Origin of the sequence: Bombella apis (assembly GCF_018221685.1) — a bacterium.
GTDB lineage: Bacteria > Pseudomonadota > Alphaproteobacteria > Acetobacterales > Acetobacteraceae > Bombella > Bombella apis.
Genome location: NZ_JAGJTM010000004.1, coordinates 789,625 through 809,338 on the forward strand (window position 1 = coordinate 789,625; position 19,714 = coordinate 809,338).

Sequence of the window (19,714 nt, forward strand, 5' to 3'; positions counted from 1 at the left end):
AAGCCATCCGCCGCCTCATCCAGCGGGGGCTGGAAGCGGAAGAAAGGGGGTAGCCATTTTGGCACCCCCTTGTTCCGTCATGTTGCGGAGCTGCCCTGCGCCGCATTCGGTACAGGTTTCTTCTCTTTCAGAGCAGCCAGCACATCATGGATGCCCCCTTCCACTTCGGATAGCCCACTCTCGACACGGCTGATGCCAGCAAAGAGGGCGGAGGTGTCAAAGCGGTCTGCCAGAAGAGAGGCGGCTTCATCGGAGATACCGCCAAGAATGGTGGAGGCCAGATGCAGCCGTGTTTTGGTTTTCACGCTCTCGCTGTCGCCCATTGCGCCCTCGATGAGGGAGAACAGGCCGTCAATGACGGAAGAGGCAGTGTTGGTGTCAGACATGGTGATTTCCTTTTCTGTGAGGGATGGGATGGCCGGGTTCAGTCAACCCGGCTTGTGAGGCTCCTTCCCGGCCATGGCGCTCTTTTCCAGAGCATCAACGGCGGTTGGAATGGCAGCTGAGGCGATGGCCCGTGCCGTGCTGTTGTCTGGCAGCAGCAGCGGGATGGCAGCCCCGATGAGGGTTGTGGCAAGGCCGCTGCTCAGCGCTCCTGTTCTTGCTCCGGCCAGACCGGCAATGATGAGGGACAGGCCCTGAAGCGTTGTCGGCTGGCGCAGCCAGTGCAGGGGCTTCATGCTGCGGCCTCCTGCACTCCGGCCACCCTGTCGACCAGCGGGCCATAGGGATTTTTCCCGTTTTCCATGAGAATGATGGCCCTCATCAGACCCGCCACGAGATGTGGCGTGAAGGGTCCGAGCTTCTGGTCCGGTGTGACGCCGAGGGCATGGGACACGCCTTCAATGTAGCTGGCCGTGTCGTTCTCGCTGGGAGGCGCCCATTTGCCGATGATGCCCGCCACCGTGTCCAGACCATCCCTCTGGTTGTAGCGCAGCAGCTGGCCTCGCAGGGCCATCAGCCCGGATTCAGGTGTGGCGAACACGGCAAAGCGTGGATGAACGCCCTTTTCGAGATGCGCCCCGGCCTGTCCGACATAGTTCAGATTGCCCGGATTGTTGTTTCGGATACCCCGTACTTCCATGGGTTTTACCCTCCGATGTGGAAAATCTTCATGATGATGGCAAGGATGATCCCTCCCGCTCCTGACCCACCGGCAATGAACATGCTGCGCCATGAGTTGCCGTGCCTGACCTGGGACAGTATCTGTTCCAGCATCTGCTGCTGGCTGGCCTGCCTGTCCTTGATGACGGCAATGTCCATTTCAGCCGCCCGAATATCCTGTTTAATCTCCAGCCCTTCGGCACGGGTCAGATACTGGTCATTCATGGATGTTTCGCTCCAGTCCCGGAGGCATCCACCCATGCACTTCCATTGAAGAAGACGGGCTGACCCGTCCCGGCGCAATCCGTGCAGAAGAAGGCCGTGCCAACTGGTACCGAAAGAGGCAGGGCGGAATAGGGGCGGGCGGTCAGGCTTACCCCACCAGCTGCCCCAAAGGTCATGATACCCCGAGCCGCCGGTGGGAGCTGGCCGCCATCAAAAATCCCATGCTGGGCAGGGGGAATGGCAATGCTGTCTGCAAAAGCCGTTCCAGCCATCAGGGATGCAAGAAGTGCTAGTGTGAAGCGCATGAATGTCCATCTCCATCATCATGACGGACAGATCATCATGCGTTTGTAATTCGGGCGTGTCTTCAGCGCCCATAGGGGCTCCATGTTGGCGATACGAGGAAGCCCTGCCCCTGATTGCGCTGGACAAGCTTTTCATAACGGGCCGTGTAGCCGGGATTTATCATGTCCTGCAGGCGGTAGATCACGCCATATTTCAGGGCTGCATTGATGCCCGGGAGATTGCCGAACGGTATCTGCCCGGAGGCAAAGCGGACGAGATCGGCCAGATAGGTGCGGGCCTTCTCGGCATCTGGACTACCTATCAGCTCATCACGGGTCGAGAAGAAGATGCCAGCCAGTTTCGTCAAGTCGGAAAAGGTCGGACCCGCCAGTGTTTCCAGCACCGTGTTCCCCATGCGGCTCATCTGGCCGAAAAGGAAATCCCCATAAATCCCGGCACCCCCGCCCTGGGCCATGGCCGACATCCATGTGCGGACATCACCTGCATCCCGTGGTTCTTTCCCGGCCAGTATGGCCTTGGCCTGCATGGCGACATAGCCCAGCACGGTCGTGGCGGCGATCATGTGGATGACACCGGGCAGGTCCAGCCCGTTGCGCTGTACCTCACGCTGATGGAAGCGGCGGATATGTGAGGCCGGGAAGCTCTTGAACTGGAGCATAAGCCGTGCAGCCTGTCCGAGTAATGGATTGATGTCATCAAGTCGGTTGCTGATGCCCCGGAAGGTCGCCTGCGTGCGGACATCGGGTTCCGTCATGCCCTCCCGGGTCTGGTCGGTGATGTAGGCATAGAGCTTTCGGGTCAGGCTGTCCCGCACGTCATCGGCTGTCTGGCCTTTTTCGATGAGGGGAGCCACGGCATCGTCAGACAGGCGTCCCATCTCGCTGGGCAGGATATGGTCTTCTCCAGCGGCTGTCCGCACGGCCTGCCGCATCACGTCCCATTCCGGCCGGGTGATGCCGAAGCGTTGCAGGCTGGCCCGCAGCTTTCCATCAAGGGCCTCATGGGACAGACCGGCATTCCGCCCCAGATTGTGGGAGAGCATCAGGCCGATGCCCTCGGACAGGCTGTCCGTCCAGTATTGCAGCCCGTTGATGCGGTAGAATTTGTTGATGAGGTCGCTCATCTTTCCCAGAGGGGCATCATTGGCGGAAAAGCGGCTCATGACGGATCCAAGATGCCCCTGCAGCCCCACACCCAGCAGCCGGGCGATCTCTTTGCGCTCTGCCGGGTTTTTGCTGCTCAGGCCCGGAGCAAGGGCTTTCAGGCTGTTCCAGTAGCTTTCCAGCAGCGGGACGCCATTGTGTCTCAGCACGGCGGCATTGATGGCCAGATCGGGCAGGGAGGAGATCATCACGCCGCCCAGTTTCGTAATCTGGTTCCACGCATGGGCGTAGGCCCCGATGGTTTCTACCGTCTTGTTGGCCGGCTGTCTGGCCCGGCCTGTCACGATGTCCAGCAGGGCACTGCGCTCCAGCCTGCGGAGCCTGTCCACCATTCTGGCATCAGCCCTCTCACGGGCGGCCTGCACGCTTTCCTCGATCATGCTGCGGAACATGTTCTCAGGGTTTGTGCCCAGATCGCCCATCACGGCAGCATTGCGTGCCCCGCTGATGAGGCCCTTGAAGATGCTGTCCACCACATGGCCCTGGCCGAACTTCCTGTTATAGGCCAGCCAGCCGTCAGCATCTTTGAAGTGCAGCACACGGTTCTGGCTGACCTTCTTGGCTTTGTTGGATGTGCCTTTGAAGCCGGAAAGCCAGTCCCGCCCGTTGGCATTGTCATGCTCCCCGGTGGAGAGGTTAAGCCAGACATTGCGGAGGAAATCTTCCTTCGACTGCTTGGCGGGCATCATCTCGAAAGTACGGTCATCCAGCAGGGGGAGGATGGTGTCCCGCCAGTTCTGGTAGGCCCGGTCCGACCCATCGCCCCGTATCTTCCACATGTCATGGCTCTGGCGGGTGACGTAATGGTCAGCCTTGCCAATCCAGGCGCCCTGCCTGTTCTGCATCAGTCGCACTGTGTCCTGATATTCAGACAGGATGCGGGCGGCCTCAGCAGCCAGCCTGTTGCCCGTTGGTGCCCCGGATTTCGGGTCATCCAGACGCCACATCTCACGGGCCACATCGGCATCAAACTGCTCATCACGCTTCAGCAGTGCCTTGAAGACGCCTGCCTTGTCCAGATCGTGCATGAGAGGACCGAGAAGCTGGGCAGTGCGGGCGTGGCTGCTGGCATCCACAGAGAGGGCGGCGCCATTCTCACCGGTCTGCTTCCCGGCAAGGATGCCTTCAAGGGATGCTGCTTCATCGCCGGGCACGATGCGGCGGCGCAGGGCAGCCCGGACGATGAGGTTCTTCTTGCGGGCATTGGCCTCTATGATGGCAGCCAGACGTTCCTCATCGGCCATGCGGGCACCGGCCTTCTCCAGTGCTTCCCGTGGGGACAGGCCCTGCTTCATGTAGCGTCCGGCTTCCTTCTCCAGCCGCCCGAACATCTCGTCAAGCTCTGCCTTGGACATTTCACGGCCAGCGGCTTTCTCGGCTTCGTTGTAGCACGGGTTCTCGTGGGTCATGGGGCTTTCCTTGTAAGGCAGGCGGCGGCGGAGGTGAGGGCATCGGCATTGCCATCGGAGAGATCCTTTTCACGGCGGATCTCTGCCAGCTCTTCGGGGCTGATCTGATCGCCCAGGGCGGCAAGCTGCCGGTCGATCTGGTCGGAATAGGACTGTGCTTCGGTGATTCCATGTCCAGTCTCTGGATCGGGGGCGTCCTCCCTCTGGGCTGCAAGACCGGCACGGCTCTGCGTGACCTCATGATCTTCATGACCATGGAGGTTTCTCATGATGGCTTCTGCCGCATCCTGCTGGATGGCATCGAGCCGCTGCCTTGCGTTCTGATAGGCCTCTTCCACATGGCCCTGCCAGCTGGCGTCGTGGCCTTTTCCCCGTTCTGCCTCGATGAGGCGCAGGGCCTGCTCCACGGCATCTTCCGGGCTGTCCTTCTTCAGGATGGAGCCAGCGAGATCGTAAAGGTCCAGCCCCTCAAGGCCTGAATCAAGATGCTGGGCATAGCGGCCCAGACGCTGGCGGGTGAGGGCATGGAGAAGCTCCTGCTTTGCCCCGATGCGCTCCATGTGGGTGGCACGGCCATGGTCCAGCATGTCCGCATACCGCTCCCATGTGGCATGGCGAGACACCCGCAGGGCATCCTCCATGGCGGCATCGGGGTGCAGGCCGGACAGGATGGCCTCCGTGGCATGGGCATGCTCTTCCGGTGTGAGGGTGATGTCTGCCGCCCGGGCAGCTGCATCAGCATCATCGGCAGCCTGTTCCCGGTGATGTTCCTCCAGGGCGGCAGTATCCGTTCCGTTTTCGGCCAGCCTGCCATCAGGGAACACCTTGCGCCCGTGGCTTTCTTCCACCATGGCATCCAGAAGGTCGCTGATGTCGGCATCGGGCCTGAGATAGCCGTGCTCTATGGCCCGTTCCCGTGCCGTATCCAGAGACATGCCCCCATTGCGGCGCACAAGGCCGATGCGCTGGCGGTGGATGTCATTGGCCTTCAGCTCGCCGCCTTCATCCAGCACCCCACCGTGGCGGGTCAGGAAGGTGAAGAGGGATGGAGCTGATGGCGGCTTCCCGGTCGGCATGGCAGGCTGGGGCGCAGAAGCATCTGGCGGCTCCGGCTCATCATCGGGACGCTCATACAGGGCCGCCTCATCCAGCGTGTCAGCATGGCTCTGCCGGAGCTGGGACAGGTCATCAGCAATCCTGTCCCGCAGGGGAGGCAGAGACACCGTTTCATCAGGCTCGGCACCATGCCCGGCCATGGTGCGGTCAAGCCCGTCTCTGGCGTTCTGGACCTCATGGATGTTCAGCAGGCTCTCGGCATTGCCGGGACTGTCGCTGGCCATGGAAGCGAGACCATCGGCCAGTACCTGCCCCCTGGCACTGGTTCCGGCCCGCTCGAGACGCCGGCCAAAGGCATGGCCCAGACCATGCAGGCCACCCCCCATGATGCTGCCGAAGCCGATGTCCCGGAGAGCCTGACCCATGCTCCAGTCATTGTGCTCGTCACGGTCCAGATACATGTTGAGCGGCTCGAGGGCCGCCATGCCGATGGCTCCCTGGCTGGCACCCTGCACCACACGTCCCGGAAGGCTGCCGGAGAGGGCTGCCCCGGCACGGCGGTTCAGCCCTTCGGCACTGAGCAGGCCACCTGCCACACGCTCCATGCCCAATCCCTCGGCACGGGCGGCGGCACTGCCAAGGGCGAGACCGATGCGCTCCTCCCCAAGGCCGGGGATCAGGGCGGCGGCATAGTTGATGGGGTCCAGAAAGGCAGGGGCAGCCCCGGCCACGGTATTCAGGGTGCCGCTGATGATGCCGTCAGGCCCGTTGCGGATGGTGTTCTGCCGGATGAGGTCAGCCTGCTTCTCATCATTGAGGGTCTGGGCAAGTGCAGAAGAAACAGGCCTGTCGAAATTGAGAACACCCCTGATGCCATAGCGGGCATTGGCATCTTCCGGGCTTAGGGTATCGCCTTCGGTGCTTTTCGTCTCATGGCGCAGCCAGTCACCGATGCGGGCGACCGGCATGTCATTGATACCCGCCATGACGGATGCACCAAGCGACTGTTCAAGGGACGACTGCTGCCCTGCCAGTCCTTCATCCTGAACGCTCCTGAGCGTGTTCAGTCCGCCTGAAAATAATGACATATGCCCTCCCTGTGGCGGGAGAGCATGTCAGGGGTTTGTAATTCTGGTGTATCTCAGCCCCCCAGCTCCACGTCCACGCTGATGCTGGTGACGGTCACGGGGAGAGGCTGGTCGGTCTGGAGGATGAAGCTGCCCTTCTGGGTCCAGTTGGGCGTTGGTATCCGCATGGTCAGGCCGGAGATGAGCGCAGGGCTGGTATCTTTCTTCTGGTAGGGATTGGGTGCTGACGGCCCGGCAGCGGCACCCTGACCGTCCAGCCCATGGAATGTCTTACCTCCGTCGGTGGAGACGCCCAGGCCGGAGCTGTTGTAGAGCGAGGCATAGACCTTGCTGACACGCTTGCGCCGGGCGAACTGTGGAGGGTTTCCGAGATCCAGCGGCAGGGTGGCGGCCCGTGCATGGATGGGCAGCCCGACCGTGACCACGCTGCCAGGCCGTGGCAGGGTGAGGGTGCCGTCATTCCCCACCGTCAGCCCCGCGAATCCCCGCCCGTCAATGCAGGCTGACACGGTTGCTCCTGCCAGATGCCCCAGCCCGGAGACGGTGCCGGTTTCCTTCCCCTCATAGCGCAGGCCGCAGTCCACGAACCATGAGCGGGTGATGTCGTCATTCTCCATTCCCAGTTGGCGGGACTGGATGCGCTCGATGGTGTAGCTCTGCCGCCCGGCAAGGCTGCGCTTCACCACCACATAGGGCGTATCCTCGATGGCACCGTAGCCATTCTCCTCCGGCACGACCGCAACGGACTGGAAGGCACCGCCCTCCGTCCTGTGCTGGTGCCATGCCATGACGTTCTGTTCCTTCAGGTAGGTCATGCCGAGCATCGTGCCGTCAGACCTCACGGCCCAGATCAGGTTGAAGGGGAACTGGGCGAAGGACCAGTCTGATATCGTGTAGCCATAGAAGAGATGGTCAGCCAGGACGGAGAGGTCATTGCCCTGATAGATCTGTGCGTACCAGTCATATTGCAGGTCACGGATATGGCTGCCCTTGTTCTCGATGAACAGCACGTCGGTATTGATGGGCAGGGGCTGCACGTCCGAGCTTCCCACGAACATCTGCGGTATGGCGGTGAAGTTGCTGGGCGTGATGGGCGTGCCGGTCTGGCCGCCGGAGATCTTCCAGATGCCCGTTCCGGTGAAGGCCAGAAGGTCGGCCATCGGCACCAGATGCTTGATTGTGTTGACCTGCTGGCTGGCGATGGTGGCCGTTATGGCATCATCGGAGACGACCGGCGTGTGGATGTCGAAATTGGTGTAGTTGGCAGAGCGGCTCATCCAGACGGTCTGGGGATAGGCGAGAGACCCGGCAAAGACACGCCGCTGCTGGAAATAGGTGACGGAAACCGGGTTGTTGCTGCCATCAAAGGGATTGCGATGGGCAGGCGGCCCATTCTCTGTATCGGGTGCATAATTCACGTCATCGAAGCTGAGGGACGTGGTGTTGCCAATCAGCCCCCACTGTCCGGCAAAGCGGCGATAGACGTTGTAATAGTCCGCTCCCGTCACGGCAGGCCATGAGAGCGTGTTGTAGTTCCCGTAATTCGTGTAGTAGCCGATGTTGTAGTTGGTCACGAACCTGCCGACCTCGACCGGTACCTGCGACGTGACCGTACTGGTTTTGCCAGTCACAGGGTCAGTGACGGTCTGGGTCTGGGTGGTTATTTCCGTCTGGGACGGTGCCAGCGTGGCGTTGCTCTCCGTGTTCCTCTCATTGGAGACGGAGGTTACGGCATATTCATATGTCACCTTTGATACGCCGGGTGTCGTGCCCGTATTGGCGGCATTGCCTTCCACGGCAGAGGCCAGAAGTGATGAAGGTGCCTCTATCCCGGCACTGTAGGAGATCACATCCAGCGTCCAGTCCAGCTCCCCATGGCGGGAGAGGTTCATGGCCGGATAGCCGGAATGGGTCAGGGTCATCACGTCGGCAGACTGGGCATGGCGCAGCCAGAAGGCATCCCCGATGCTGTAAGGTGTGGCCAGCTCGTAGGGGCTGCCATCGGCATTGGCCAGATAGGCCCCGTTGCTGATGAAGCGGAGATAGTGGTCGCCAAACTCCAGCACATAGGACTGGGTATTGTTGTAGATGAAGGCGATCAGCTTCGGTGGGGGACCTGAGGCATCGGCCTTTGACGTGCCGACATACTGTGTGCCGGGGCGGTTTGAGATGCCGCCCTGCACATGCACGAAGAAATTGGTCAGCTCGGCGGCACCGGAATGCCATTTCTCCATGTCGGCCCTGTATCCGACCAATGGAGCCATCACGCCGCCGCTGAAGGAGCTGAACCATGTCAGCCCGACCTGCGGGCCAGACGGAGCCTGTGACATCATGGTCTCCATCCGTAGAGGCTGACATCCTGCCCGGGGAAGACGACCCAGACCCGGTGCACACCTGTCGGGGACTGGATGATCTGTGTCTGGCTGCTGTCGACATTCCCGCCCTTTGACTGTGGCACGGTCAGCCTGGCCAGCACGGGTCCGTCCTGCCTGTCGAGACGGAACTCCATCACCCCGCCATGCTGGCTGTATGTGACGGCGGCCAGGGATGAGACGCCCTGTCCGAAGTCGATGCCATCCCAGTAGATGCTCCTGCCACAGCAGCCATGCACGGTTGCGGCCACACGCCCTCCCATGCCGTTGGGTGACCATGAGGGGGTACCGCCCCGGATGAGGTCACTGGCGGTGCCGTCCAGCGTCCAGTCCGTCCGGTTTTTCAGGGTGTTGCCCTCGACCCACGCAATGCCACTGGTCTTGAGGGACGGAATGGTGAACGTGGCCGTGTAGACGGGGTTGCCGAACCCGTCACTGCCGGACGTGCCCACGCTGTAGGAGAGGGGCTGCGGGAATCCATGATTGTAGTCCGGTGCGGCATACCATGCCTGCCCGGTCGGCCTGCCGCCATAGAGCTGCATGGTGACCCGGATGTTTTTCTGCTCGACCGGGCTGTGGGTTCCATCCGGGTCGTCGATGCGGTTGTCCTTCAGCCCGACCAGATTGGTCAGGGAGACACCTTCCGCCACGCCGGCCCTATCCCACGGGTGATAATAGACTTTCCCGGCATTGCCATCGGATGCCCCGATGTTCTGGCCGGAGCTGTCCGAGATGAAGACGATGTCCGGCGTGTCCACGGAATGGCCCCGCAGCAGGTCCCGGAAGGCGACGAACCAGTTGTAGTAATCCGCCATGAACTGCTGGAGGTCGGCTCCCATTTTCAGGGTAGGGCGGGGGAAGAAGGGTCCGGGGATGAGGTGGTCGATGTCCCCCAGCATCAGCTCCGACGCCCCCGAGACGGCGACCTGCCCCAGAAGGAGCTCGATGCCGGGACTGCTGGCCGGGCAGACCTTCTGGCCACCGTCATCCTCCGGGTTGCAGAAAGGCACGGTGTCGCCACTCAGGGCCTTGTCCGGTTCCAGGGATCCGCTCATGACCTGCTGGGGGTAATAGGCGACGATGAGGGGACGGCTGGTCCATTCATGCGCCTGCTCCATCAGCCCGTTGAAGGAGGGGAAATAGGCATTGTCTCCGAACTCCGGGTGAGGCTCGACATAGAGGTTGCAGCTGTTGCCCCGCACGGCCTCGTCCTGAAGGTTCCATGTGGATACCTGGTTGATGTCCGTGCAGACACCCGTTGCAGCCTGGACCTGATTGGCGAAGTCGGCGAGGTAGCTGCCGAAATCGTCGATCCGGCGGCCTTTTGCGTCATGGGCGGGCATGCCCGGGTCGCCGAGCGTGTCCAGATGGACCCCGTCAAAGCCCCAGCCCTTCAGGGCGGCGAGATACTGGCTGGTGATCCATTTCTGCCAGCGGCCATTGGCCGGGTTTTCCTGCACGATCCCGTCGATGGCCCAACCCCAGTCTTTCCAGTTGCCGCCGATGCTGATCTGGTCGGCGACCGTGCAGGTGCCTTTCAGGCCGCACCGGTTCCGGAAGGCACCCATGCCGATGGTGACGTTGGGGTTCCGGGAAGGCCAGTCCGCATAGGCTCCGTTCCAGAGGGTATAGAGCTGGGAGAAGATGCCATGTCGGCGGAAGGCCCCGACCAGCCCGGCCGTTTCCTCACGGGTGACGGTGACGTTCTGGAGGTTCCGCCATGAGGCTGCGTCGGTGTAGGGGGCATCATGGCGGGAACCCCAGTCATAGAACTGGACGATGTTGATGTGATACTGCGCCATGTTGCGGGCGACGGCTTCGTAATCGGTGACGGACTGCATGGCCTGCGGATCGACGAAGCCCTCGATGGGATCATCCTGGGCATGGTTGGCCACGTTGATGGCACCGCTTGCGACATCGACCGGGTCTGAGGAAGAGCTCCCCGTCCCTGTGCACATGGCGTACCCGCTGTCGGAAGCCTGGAGGGCATTGATGGAGAGCTGGTAACCGTTGGCCACGAGGGATGGCACCGTGATGGTGAAGGTTTCCGTCTGGCTGGCTCCATCCGGGATGCTGACATTGTGGGCGTCGATGGCCAGCAGATGGCCACGGGAGCATGTTGTGAGGTTGAGCTTGCCGTTGAAATCGGCTCCCGTGGTGTTGGTCATCTCGATGCTGATGGTGGCCCTGTCTCCGGGCTGATAGAAGGCCCTGTCATCAATCACCCTCCTGATGAGGGGGCCGCTCAGGATACCGGCATGGGCGGACCCGGCCATGCCCAGCAGCAGGGCCGTGGCGGTCAGTGTCTTTTTCATCAGTCTTCATCCTCAATCTGATACCAGCCGGACAGGCTGATGGAGGCGGCATCCTCCACGTCACGGTCCGTCACGGCGTTGGCCGGTTCACCGGTGTCCTGTCCCTTGAAAAACGAAATCACGCCGCCATTGAGGACGGCAGTCAGGCCCCGCCCGTCCGTGTTGACGCCGGTGGTACTGACCACCGTCACGCCAAACCGGGCATTGCCGAGAGGGGGCGGAGGAGGGCCGGTCAGCGTCATCACGCCCTCTGCTGTTCCTCGGGCTGTCAGGCTTGCTGTGATCCACCAGTCGCAATGATTTCCCAGCACCCTGTATCCCCCGGGACGGGTGCTCATCTCCTGCCCGGTACTGGCCGCCCCGAACAGAAGGCTCGGCGCCCATTCCTGCCAGTCCGGCATGATGAGTTGGTTGAAATATGACTGTAATGAAGTCTTCGTTTCACTCTCAATATCCTGCTTCAAGGCCAGCAGGGATGACTTGATCTGTTCAAATTTTTCAGAGATGTTTTTCTCGGAAGAGACTGTGTATTCATCAAAAAAATCAACAACCCAGTCCTGATCACATTTGATTGACCACCAGAACAGCCATTCATCGCAGGTTGGTATGTAATCATCCCTCCACTTTGGTCGCCTGAAGGGGCCTTTTGCCATGCTCATCGGTCATATTCTCCGGAAGCATCATCAGCATTCGGATTGATGGTGGTGGTGTGATAGGGGCGCCGCCAGCCGACAGGGCTGCGGCCAATGGTCAGGATGCCGACCCTTCCGTCAGGAGTATCCGCCGGGATGTATTGATGGTCACCTTCAGCAATATCCCGTGCGGTCAGGCCAGTGGGGATGACACCATTTGGCCCCATGGGCGGCGCATAAGGAGCCGCAGTCGGTGAAGGTGGCTGACTGCCACCCGCTACATAGCCAACAGCCATGGTATTGCTGGTCTGATGAATGTGATGCCCATAGCCAAGACCAGAGAAGCGTACATCCAGCCAGTCCGGCATGGTCTCGGTACTGACGACATCCACACGCTGGTCAGCCAGGCAGGCCCGTTCCACCTCACGGCTGGCCTCCTGCTCTACGGCAGCGATAGTATTGCCATCAATGCCGAGCGTGGTGGCGATGGCAGATGCAAGACAGAGCCAGAAAGCCCGACGGAAGGCGGCTGGCCAGTAGTCGATGTCCACGTTCCGGGTGATGTAGGTCACGCTGACGGTCTGGCTGTCCGTCAGGATGACAGGGCGCAGCACTGTGCCCCCAGCCTTGCCCATGCCCTCGCCAAAACTGTCCCGCCGGTCGAACATTGTCATGCGCTGGTCCACGGGCCTGACGGTCTTTCCGTCATCGACCCGCAGAACCCGCACGCTGTCCTCCGGCATGAGGATTTCATACCGCCATAAAGGGCTGTCACTGGCCACAGCCGTGCCTGTGCCCACGCAGCGGGGCCACTGCCATGTGTAGGCTGGTCCGCCAAAGCTGGCCGGATGGGCCAGAAGGCCGAGCAGCACGTCGTCATAATAGGCGGCGCAGACACTGGCCTCCACGGACCCATCATCAAACGCCGTGATGCCGCTCTGCGTGCCGAGGCGCATCAGTGCCCGCCTGCACAGGTCAATGGCTGTCGTCACTGGCCTTACCCTTTTGCGACTGTCTTCTTGCCAGCCTTCTCATCGGCAGCCGGTTCATCAGCTTTGGCCGCAGGCAGGTCTTCCTGCTGGGGTGGCGCACCGTCAGGGCGTGTCAGGTCTTCCTGGAAGGCCCGGCTGTTCACGTCCCTCCGGGCCAGCTGGCCAGCCTTTTCTTTGGCAGAACGGGCCTCATCATCCAGCGGCTCCAGATTGAAGCCGGGGATGCCTGCATAATCCACTTCCTCACCAACGGTCAGAAAATGACCGTTGATGAAGCTGTTCTGGATGACACGATATCTTGCCATGATCGCCTCACGCCACGTAGTTCTTGGGGTAGGCGATCTGGGCGGGAACATCGAGATTGATGCCAGCCGTCACCGTGCAGGATGTCATGGCCTGTGCCGGGTTGTAGGTCAGGCGCATGTAGCGGTAGGGCGTGTTGGAGAAGGCCGGTTTGGCCCGCACGGCAAACGGGCTGCCCGGCCCGATGAGGGAGAGGTCGATGCCAGGAAGCTCCTCCAGCGTGGTCCAGTTCTGGTTGTCCGTGGAGACCTGAATCTTCACATCCAGCCTGCCACTGTTCGGAGAGGGCGTGTTGGGGAACTCGACCCAGACCTTGAAGCCCTCGGTCGGCCCGAAGTCACGTGCCTGTGAGAAGTCGATGGCATTGGTGGAGGGTGTGTCCTGCCCGACGGGAGCCTGTGTCAGGTCCTGGGCGTTGGAGAAATTGAGAAGTCTGTCGGTAATCATGATGCGGCCCCTTACTGGATGGTGTCTTCAGTGTTCATGATGGCGTCCACCACACGGATGGGGATGCCGCGGAAGCGCAGTACCGGCTTGCCATCGAACTGGTCCTGCGTGAGCAGCACGTTCGTCTTGTTCATTGCCTGAATCGACAGGGCAGAGGCAATCGTGCGGTTCACATAGAAGACCGGGCGACCGAAGGAGAGCGGCGTACCGCCCGTAGCCCGTGTGGCGGACTGCACGTTGGAGGCGGAGCTGGGCATGGTCGGCGGCTTGAAGCAGGCTGCGGCCATCAGGGCGATCAGGTTGGCTGCATCGGGACCAGTGAGCTTTGACACGTCGATGTTGCCGATGCGGACGAAATACCGCCAGTCACGGATGGTCAGGCCGCAGTCCCATTTGTAGTGCATCTGGTAGGCCTGATACGGGTTGCCGTTCTCGTCCAGAATGGGCGCATCAGTCGTGACATCCTTCTGCTGGAGACCTGCAACGGATCCCTTCGGGAAGATGCCGAATCCCGCTGTAGGCCCCCAGCAGCAGAGCCAGATGGAGGTGTTGGTGCTGCCACGACCGCCCGCATCCATCACGTTGGCAGCGGATGGTGCTTTTCCGGTATCCAGCGTGTTAAAGCGGGGAGAGAGACCTGTGAAGGCCGCAACATCCTTCTGTTCGTTGCCGTAGAACAGGGTGCGGGCCATCTGCTGGTTCATGCCCTCAAGGAAGGCGAGGTCTTCAGAGAGGCGGAATGCGGCGACATCGCCTTCAAGGTTGGCGAGGTCCTTGTCGATGGTGGAATAGGTTTCCAGCATCCCGCATGTGTCCGTCACCTGTGCGGTGGTGGACTTGCCACGGGGCACACCGTAGTTGAGCATACGCCATGTGGCAGCTGGCAGGCCAGTGCGGACGGTCGTCTTGTTGCCTGTCGCCAGATTGCCTTCCTTCCAGATGAGGTCGTCCAGAATCTCGTTGGTCTGGGAGAGCAGGTTGACGGTATCGGCAATGCCACCATTCGGATCACGGCGGGCGGCCCAGTCGGCCAGTGTCAGAAATGTGCTGCTGTTGAGCGACATGGTTCAGTTGTCCTTGTCAGTTGGAGCCATAACGGCGGCGGGCGATGGCCTCGTAGCTGTTGTCTTTCAGCTCGCTGGCGGGTTTCCCCCGGTCTGGCGTCTGTGCAGCCCCCAGGGCCTTGCCGATGGCATTGAAGGCATGGATGACGGCAGGGTGATTGCCCGCCCCGGTCTCGACCAGAGCCTTGCGGAGGGCGTCTTTCTCACCCCCGAACTGGCTGAAGACATGGGCCACGTTCTGCATGACCTCTGGTTTCAGACTCTCACCATCGGAGAGCGTCCTGTCCTTCAGGGCCGTGTCCCGCCAGCCCTGCTGGATGGAGGCGTGCTGTTCGGCAAGTCCGGTCAGGCGGTTCTGGAAGAACTCCAGCCCGTGTTTCGTGACGGCATCGAACTGCTCCTGAGACAGCCCATGCTCACGGGCCAGAGCCTCATAGGAAGACAGGGCCTCCCTGTCGATCTCCATGCCCTCGGGCGGTGTGAACTCGTATTTTTCAGGGGCCTTGGGCTTGTCTTCGCCCTTGGCGTCTTCATTCTCTGCCGGTTTTTCGGCAGGTTTCTCGCCAGAAGCGGCAGAATTGCTCTTTTCGCCAGACGGGGCTTCATTGCCCGTCAGGCTGGTGTTGTCTGCCGCTTCTGTCGTGGTCTTACCTGCCTCGGCATCAGTCGCCGGTGCATCAGATGTCGGGGTTTCCGATGGCATACATGCACTCCATCATTCGTGATGGAGGCAAGCGTGGCAGGTGTTTGTAATTCTGGTGTGTGTTTATTGAGGTGGAGCTTCAAAAAAGGCTTTAAGGCGCAAGCTGGGAAGCATATAATACCAACACACGATAGCCGTGTGATCCTTAGTCGGGCATGGCTATCTGGGGTGGGATCTGCTCCAACAGGCCCGCCCACCATGCGATGGTTGATCCTAAGAAAGGTTCTTTTTTATGAGGTCGCCGTCAAGTAATTTTTTCATACAAGGTGAAAATATGTCTGATCTTAGGGAATTTTGCCTCGGAGCTGTATATTATCTTGTTACCGCAGGAAGTGATGATGTTCCTCTTCACGATAGAGCGGCCACTTTATCTGACATTTTAGCAAGAGTTCGTAATAATTATTTAAATGTAACAAAAGAAAAAATTATAAAATCTCTTGAAATCCTAGTAAATGATGGATTCTTTACTAAAGAAAGATTATCTAGTGATACTATTTATCGTTTAACGGATAAAGGAGAAAAAGAATTAGAAAGATTATTTAGATAATAAAAGGGTTGTTAGGGGGCGGAGCCCCCTGACCAAGGCCCGATTTTCATTTGGTACAGAAAGGAAATGGGCACCCGCTAAGGTGCCCCAATCCCCGCATGGGCGGGGAAAACATCCCATAGAATACTACTTTCTCATAGAGCCCCGTTCGGTCGCAGCCAATTCTTGATCCTGATACCAGTCAGGCGATTGGGGGCATACCGTCCGGCCATGATGTCACTGCGCTGGACAACAATCGGGTTGCCGTCTTTTCCCTGTAGGTACTGCCATTCTCCAGGCACTGTCTTGCTGGGGATGGCGAGGCTGTAGCCGCTGTTGTCCGACACCGAGACCCACTTGCCGGATGTTCTGGCATTGGCCAGCACCTGCTCGTTGGAGAGCTTTTCACTGACACCGGGCAGTGGCTTGACCGAGACATCATCAGGCGTCAGCCTGGACATGAAGGCAGCGAGGGCGTCCTGCGTCGTGTCCATCTCGCCCTTTGGGGTCCGCAGGTAGCCTGACGTGTCATACTTCAGGTCCACCATGTCCTTGCGGGCCTGAGCCAGGGCCTCATTCACGTTCATGCCTTTGCCCATATAGCCCAGAGCCTGCATCTTCACCGTGTCGTAGAAGTTCCTGTAGCTGGCTGGTCCGCCCTGCTGGAGGAGCATGGTCTGGCGCAGGTCGGCCAGACTGTTGCCCACAGGGTCGTTGCTGGCCGTGGCATTGAGCTGGGCGGCATCCGGCCCTGCCAGACGCTTGAGGTCATCCGTCCCGGTCTGGATATTGCGCTGGAGAACGGCCCGTGCGGCTCCCTGCTGTGGCGTGTCCATGTCGGCAATGACCGCATAGGGGGCGGGCAGGCCCTTCTGCACCAGCTCGTCCAGAATGCCATTCCATGCCTTGCCGTAATGCTGCTTCATGCCGTCCATGATGGGGGCGATTGCCTGTTTTGTCGGGTCGATGCCCGAAAGCCCGGTGATGATGCCATGTGCCTGATCGTCCGTCAGATAGCGGGGGCTGGCCACGCCCATCATCTGCTGCACGGCCCGCAGTTTCCCGGCATAGGTCTCAAAGGCTTCCGGCGTCTGGTTCTGCTGGTAGTCCTGCCATGCCTGCTGCACGGAGGGGTGACCGGCGGCATAGCCTGCCGGGTCATCCCTGAGGGCCTCTTCCCGTCTGGTCATGGCAAGCTGGAGATGGGCATTGATCTGGGCACGGGTTCCGTAGTCATCCACACTGGCATCGCCCAGAACATCCTGCGAGGCCTGCATGTAGGCCCCGACCTGCGCCGGGGTGGCCCATTTCAGGGCTTTGAGGGCCAGCCCGGCCTGCCGCCTCTCATTCAGGCCGGAGACGATGCGGTCAGCTTCATCCGGCTGGTAGAGCGACCTGATCTGTTGTTCGGGCACCTGATTTTGCGTGTTGCCATTCATATAGGCCGAAGACAGGTCATTGATCTGACCATGCAGGGACGCCCTGGCATCCCGTGTCTGGGCCTCCCACAGCGCATTGTTGTGCATGGCCCGGGACATGGCGTGATCTTCAATTTCCTGCCCATAGCCACGCTCCTGCGCCACCTGATGGATCTCTGCCAGCTTGGCGGAAAGGTCCGGCGGCGTGGCAGACGGGGCGGGAACATTGCGGGAGAGAGATGAGGCAACCCGGGAGACATAACGCTGTGTCTCATCATAGGGGATGGACTGCACGAACTGCTCGTCACTGATGGCCCCGGTGCGTGGGTCGCCATACTGCTTCAGCCATCTGTCCACCGTTCCCGGCCCTGCATTGTAGGCGGCACAGGCCAGCGTCTGGTTGTTGCCGTACCTGTCGCAGAGCTGGTGGAAGTAGGCCTGTCCCAGCGCACGGTTGTAATTCTCATCATGCAGGAAGCGGTTCTCATCCCACGGGATGCCGATGCGCCGGGCCGTTTCTTCTGCCGTGGCCGGGAGCATCTGGGCTATGCCGATGGCACCCTTGCCAGAGGTGATGGTGTTGCCGTCCCTGTCCTTCTGCCTGCCTCCGCTTTCGGCCAGCAGCATGTTCTGCATGGTGGCGGACGGGTCGGCATCGGCCGGCACGGCCTGCGGTCCACCATGATCGTTCCAGACCTCATTGGCGAGGTTGTCCCCGACCTGCCTGTTATATTCTGGCCTGATGGCGGCCATCGTCTGGGCGAAGACGGGAGCGGACATGTTCTTCTCGTTGGAAAGAAGCATGTTCCGGGCACTGATGGCGTCGCCCTTCTGGGCCGCCGTGATGATGGCCGTGTGAAAGTAGCTGTCATTCCACTGCTGGATGTTCTGTAGCGTGACAGGATGGTCCGCCCCGTAACCCAGAGTGGCATTGCGGGCGATGATGCTCTGCCTGCCCTGAGCGTAGGCATTGGCGAACGCTGCCGGGTTATCGCTGTTGGCGGCCCCGCTGCTGGCAAGGGAGGAGAGCGTGGCATCCTGCACGTTGTCCTGATAGCTCTGCCGCTGTCCGGCGGCGTGGGCGGCCAGACTGCCCAGCGCACCATTCATGAAAGGCTCGCTTTCCTGGGCGAAGATGCGCTGCTGTGCGGGTGTCAGGCCGTTCATGAGGGACTGCTGATACTGCCGGAAACCGTCAGCCGTTGGCTGCCACGCATCCAGTGCCGCCTTGTCCTTCAGGCCGAGAAAACCCGACTTCATCGGGTCTGACGGATCTCCGTACTGTACGACCTTGCCCTGTTCACGCAGGCTGTTCATGGCGTTCTGCACGGCGGTGATGTCATCCTGCCGTTGCAGGCGGAAGGCGGCATCTGCCACATCGCCTGCACCCTGCCCGAACTGTCCAAGACCACGGGCAATCATGCCGCCATAATTGGGGACGTCCAGTACCTCTGTTCCGCCCGCTGATACTCTGTCCGGCAGCTTGTAGAGGTCATCCGTATAAGGAACCTGCGGCATGGATTACGCTCTCCATGGGGATGGGGTGGCGGAGGAGGCTCCGGCTATTGTGTGGCCGTTACCACTGAATGGATCAGTGAATGAGGAGCGGGCACTGCTGGCCATGTCGTTCCATTTCGGGGCGAAGGCGGATACGCCCTGCGCCAGTGATCCTGTGGCACCAAGCGCACCGGAGGCCCATGCGGCAGGCGTTCCGGCTGCGGCAATGCGGGCCTGATTGTTGTAGGAAATCGCCTGATTGCTGTAGGCCGTGGACTGCGTGCTGGCATCATACTGGTCCGTCCCCACGGAAAGGCCGGTATTGCGGGCTGTGGACTGCTGCACGTCGAGAGCGGACCCGCTGGAGGTATCCACACCATTTGCCGCCATGAAGGCCCGCTGTGCTGCCAGATGCTGGTCGCCCTGCTGGTAATCCCTCTGTGCGTTCAGATAGCCCTGGTCGATGGAGTTCTGCGATGCCTGCGAGGAAATCTGGGCCTGCTGGCGGCTCTGTTCTTCCTGCGCTCTATTAGATGCTGCCTGCCCCTGAGCGGCAATAAGTGCGCCGGAGGCACTGGCAGCGGCGGAAACACCTGCTGCGATGGCGGCAATTGTGCCGGTGATGACGCACATCAGGCAAAACCTTTCATCTCAAAACGGCAGAACATGGCCCCATCAAGGCCGTGCGGCTGTGGTGCTCCGATGGTGAAGCCCAGCCATGAAAGCCAGCGTATTGCCCCGGTGTAACGGGCATCAACATGGTTCATGAGCAGGGCGTGCTGCTGCCGCCACTGGTCAACCCAGAAGCGTGTTTCCCGCAGAAAGGTCTTCTGGTGACGGTTGATGGCGTCTGTCCCGACCAGCCACGGGATGCCCACATCCATCCGTGGCGCAACGCCGAACAGCGCAACGGGCTGTTTATCATCCAGAAACAGCCCTGCCATGCCGCCCTGTCGTGATTCCTCCACGCTCCGGCGCATTGCGGGGAGGATGTGGCCATGCCCGGCCCGGATGACCTCGAGCGCATCATTCCGGCGGAGCATGGGGGCAATCAGGTCGGCATCGTCTGGTTCTGCAAAGCGGAATGTGAGCAT

Annotated in this window: 19 protein-coding genes; 1 reads left to right on the forward strand and 18 read right to left on the reverse strand. The window is 60.7% G+C overall.

The window, feature by feature from the left end:
- Positions 1-77: 77 nt before the first annotated feature.
- The 15 genes from J8Z04_RS06735 to J8Z04_RS06805 form a co-directional block, all read right to left on the reverse strand.
- A complete protein-coding gene (locus tag J8Z04_RS06735; protein ID WP_192848114.1) occupies positions 78-386 on the reverse strand; it encodes a hypothetical protein in 309 nt (102 codons plus the stop codon).
- A 42-nt stretch (positions 387-428) separates the two neighbouring features.
- A complete protein-coding gene (locus J8Z04_RS06740; RefSeq protein ID WP_086441137.1) occupies positions 429-680 on the reverse strand; it encodes a hypothetical protein in 252 nt (83 codons plus the stop codon).
- Positions 677-1,084 (reverse strand): structural protein P5, encoded by a 408-nt coding sequence (locus tag J8Z04_RS06745; protein ID WP_192848115.1) that lies wholly within the window; start codon positions 1,082-1,084, stop codon positions 677-679. The genes J8Z04_RS06740 and J8Z04_RS06745 overlap by 4 nt, the downstream gene beginning before the upstream one ends.
- Positions 1,085-1,089: 5 nt before the next feature.
- Entirely contained in the window at positions 1,090-1,329 is a 240-nt protein-coding gene (locus J8Z04_RS06750) for a hypothetical protein (RefSeq protein WP_192848116.1), read from the reverse strand.
- Positions 1,326-1,634 carry a hypothetical protein gene (locus J8Z04_RS06755; protein ID WP_192848117.1) on the reverse strand — a complete coding sequence of 103 codons (309 nt, stop codon included), beginning with the start codon at positions 1,632-1,634 and terminating at the stop codon, positions 1,326-1,328. Before J8Z04_RS06755 ends, J8Z04_RS06750 begins: the two co-directional genes overlap by 4 nt.
- A gap of 62 nt (positions 1,635-1,696) precedes the next feature.
- Entirely contained in the window at positions 1,697-4,207 is a 2,511-nt protein-coding gene (locus J8Z04_RS06760; protein WP_192848118.1) for a hypothetical protein, read from the reverse strand.
- The gene (locus tag J8Z04_RS06765; protein ID WP_192848119.1) at positions 4,204-6,351 is read right to left on the reverse strand and encodes a hypothetical protein; all 2,148 of its coding nucleotides are present in this window, start codon (positions 6,349-6,351) and stop codon (positions 4,204-4,206) included. The genes J8Z04_RS06760 and J8Z04_RS06765 overlap by 4 nt, the downstream gene beginning before the upstream one ends.
- 53 nt (positions 6,352-6,404) lie before the next feature.
- A complete protein-coding gene (locus J8Z04_RS06770) occupies positions 6,405-8,684 on the reverse strand; it encodes a hypothetical protein (protein ID WP_192848120.1) in 2,280 nt (759 codons plus the stop codon).
- A complete protein-coding gene (locus J8Z04_RS06775; RefSeq protein WP_212125602.1) occupies positions 8,681-11,038 on the reverse strand; it encodes a glycoside hydrolase family 66 protein in 2,358 nt (785 codons plus the stop codon). Before J8Z04_RS06775 ends, J8Z04_RS06770 begins: the two co-directional genes overlap by 4 nt.
- Positions 11,038-11,697 (reverse strand): hypothetical protein, encoded by a 660-nt coding sequence (locus J8Z04_RS06780; protein ID WP_192848122.1) that lies wholly within the window; start codon positions 11,695-11,697, stop codon positions 11,038-11,040. Before J8Z04_RS06780 ends, J8Z04_RS06775 begins: the two co-directional genes overlap by 1 nt.
- A complete protein-coding gene (locus J8Z04_RS06785) occupies positions 11,694-12,662 on the reverse strand; it encodes a hypothetical protein (RefSeq protein ID WP_192848123.1) in 969 nt (322 codons plus the stop codon). Before J8Z04_RS06785 ends, J8Z04_RS06780 begins: the two co-directional genes overlap by 4 nt.
- 5 nt (positions 12,663-12,667) lie before the next feature.
- Positions 12,668-12,967 carry a hypothetical protein gene (locus tag J8Z04_RS06790; RefSeq protein ID WP_192848124.1) on the reverse strand — a complete coding sequence of 100 codons (300 nt, stop codon included), beginning with the start codon at positions 12,965-12,967 and terminating at the stop codon, positions 12,668-12,670.
- Positions 12,968-12,974: 7 nt separating this feature from the next.
- On the reverse strand, positions 12,975-13,412 hold the full coding sequence (locus J8Z04_RS06795; protein WP_154981516.1) for a Bbp16 family capsid cement protein: 438 nt from the start codon (positions 13,410-13,412) through the stop codon (positions 12,975-12,977).
- An 11-nt stretch (positions 13,413-13,423) separates the two neighbouring features.
- Positions 13,424-14,476 carry a major capsid protein gene (locus J8Z04_RS06800; protein WP_192848125.1) on the reverse strand — a complete coding sequence of 351 codons (1,053 nt, stop codon included), beginning with the start codon at positions 14,474-14,476 and terminating at the stop codon, positions 13,424-13,426.
- Between the two features lie 16 nt (positions 14,477-14,492).
- On the reverse strand, positions 14,493-15,179 hold the full coding sequence (locus J8Z04_RS06805; RefSeq protein ID WP_192848126.1) for a hypothetical protein: 687 nt from the start codon (positions 15,177-15,179) through the stop codon (positions 14,493-14,495).
- 274 nt (positions 15,180-15,453) lie between these two features.
- Between J8Z04_RS06805 and J8Z04_RS06810 the strand changes: the two genes are divergently transcribed.
- Positions 15,454-15,726 carry a hypothetical protein gene (locus tag J8Z04_RS06810; RefSeq protein ID WP_192848127.1) on the forward strand — a complete coding sequence of 91 codons (273 nt, stop codon included), beginning with the start codon at positions 15,454-15,456 and terminating at the stop codon, positions 15,724-15,726.
- A 134-nt stretch (positions 15,727-15,860) separates the two neighbouring features.
- Here the strand turns inward: J8Z04_RS06810 and J8Z04_RS06815 are convergent, their stop codons facing one another.
- From J8Z04_RS06815 to J8Z04_RS06825, 3 genes are read right to left on the reverse strand one after another with little or no spacing between them, the layout of a single operon-like run.
- Positions 15,861-18,641 (reverse strand): transglycosylase SLT domain-containing protein, encoded by a 2,781-nt coding sequence (locus J8Z04_RS06815; protein WP_212125605.1) that lies wholly within the window; start codon positions 18,639-18,641, stop codon positions 15,861-15,863.
- Between the two features lie 3 nt (positions 18,642-18,644).
- A complete protein-coding gene (locus J8Z04_RS06820) occupies positions 18,645-19,253 on the reverse strand; it encodes a virion core protein, T7 gp14 family (protein ID WP_192848129.1) in 609 nt (202 codons plus the stop codon).
- Positions 19,253-19,714, reverse strand: a complete 462-nt coding sequence (locus J8Z04_RS06825) for a hypothetical protein (protein WP_154981511.1) — start codon at positions 19,712-19,714, stop codon at positions 19,253-19,255. The genes J8Z04_RS06820 and J8Z04_RS06825 overlap by 1 nt, the downstream gene beginning before the upstream one ends.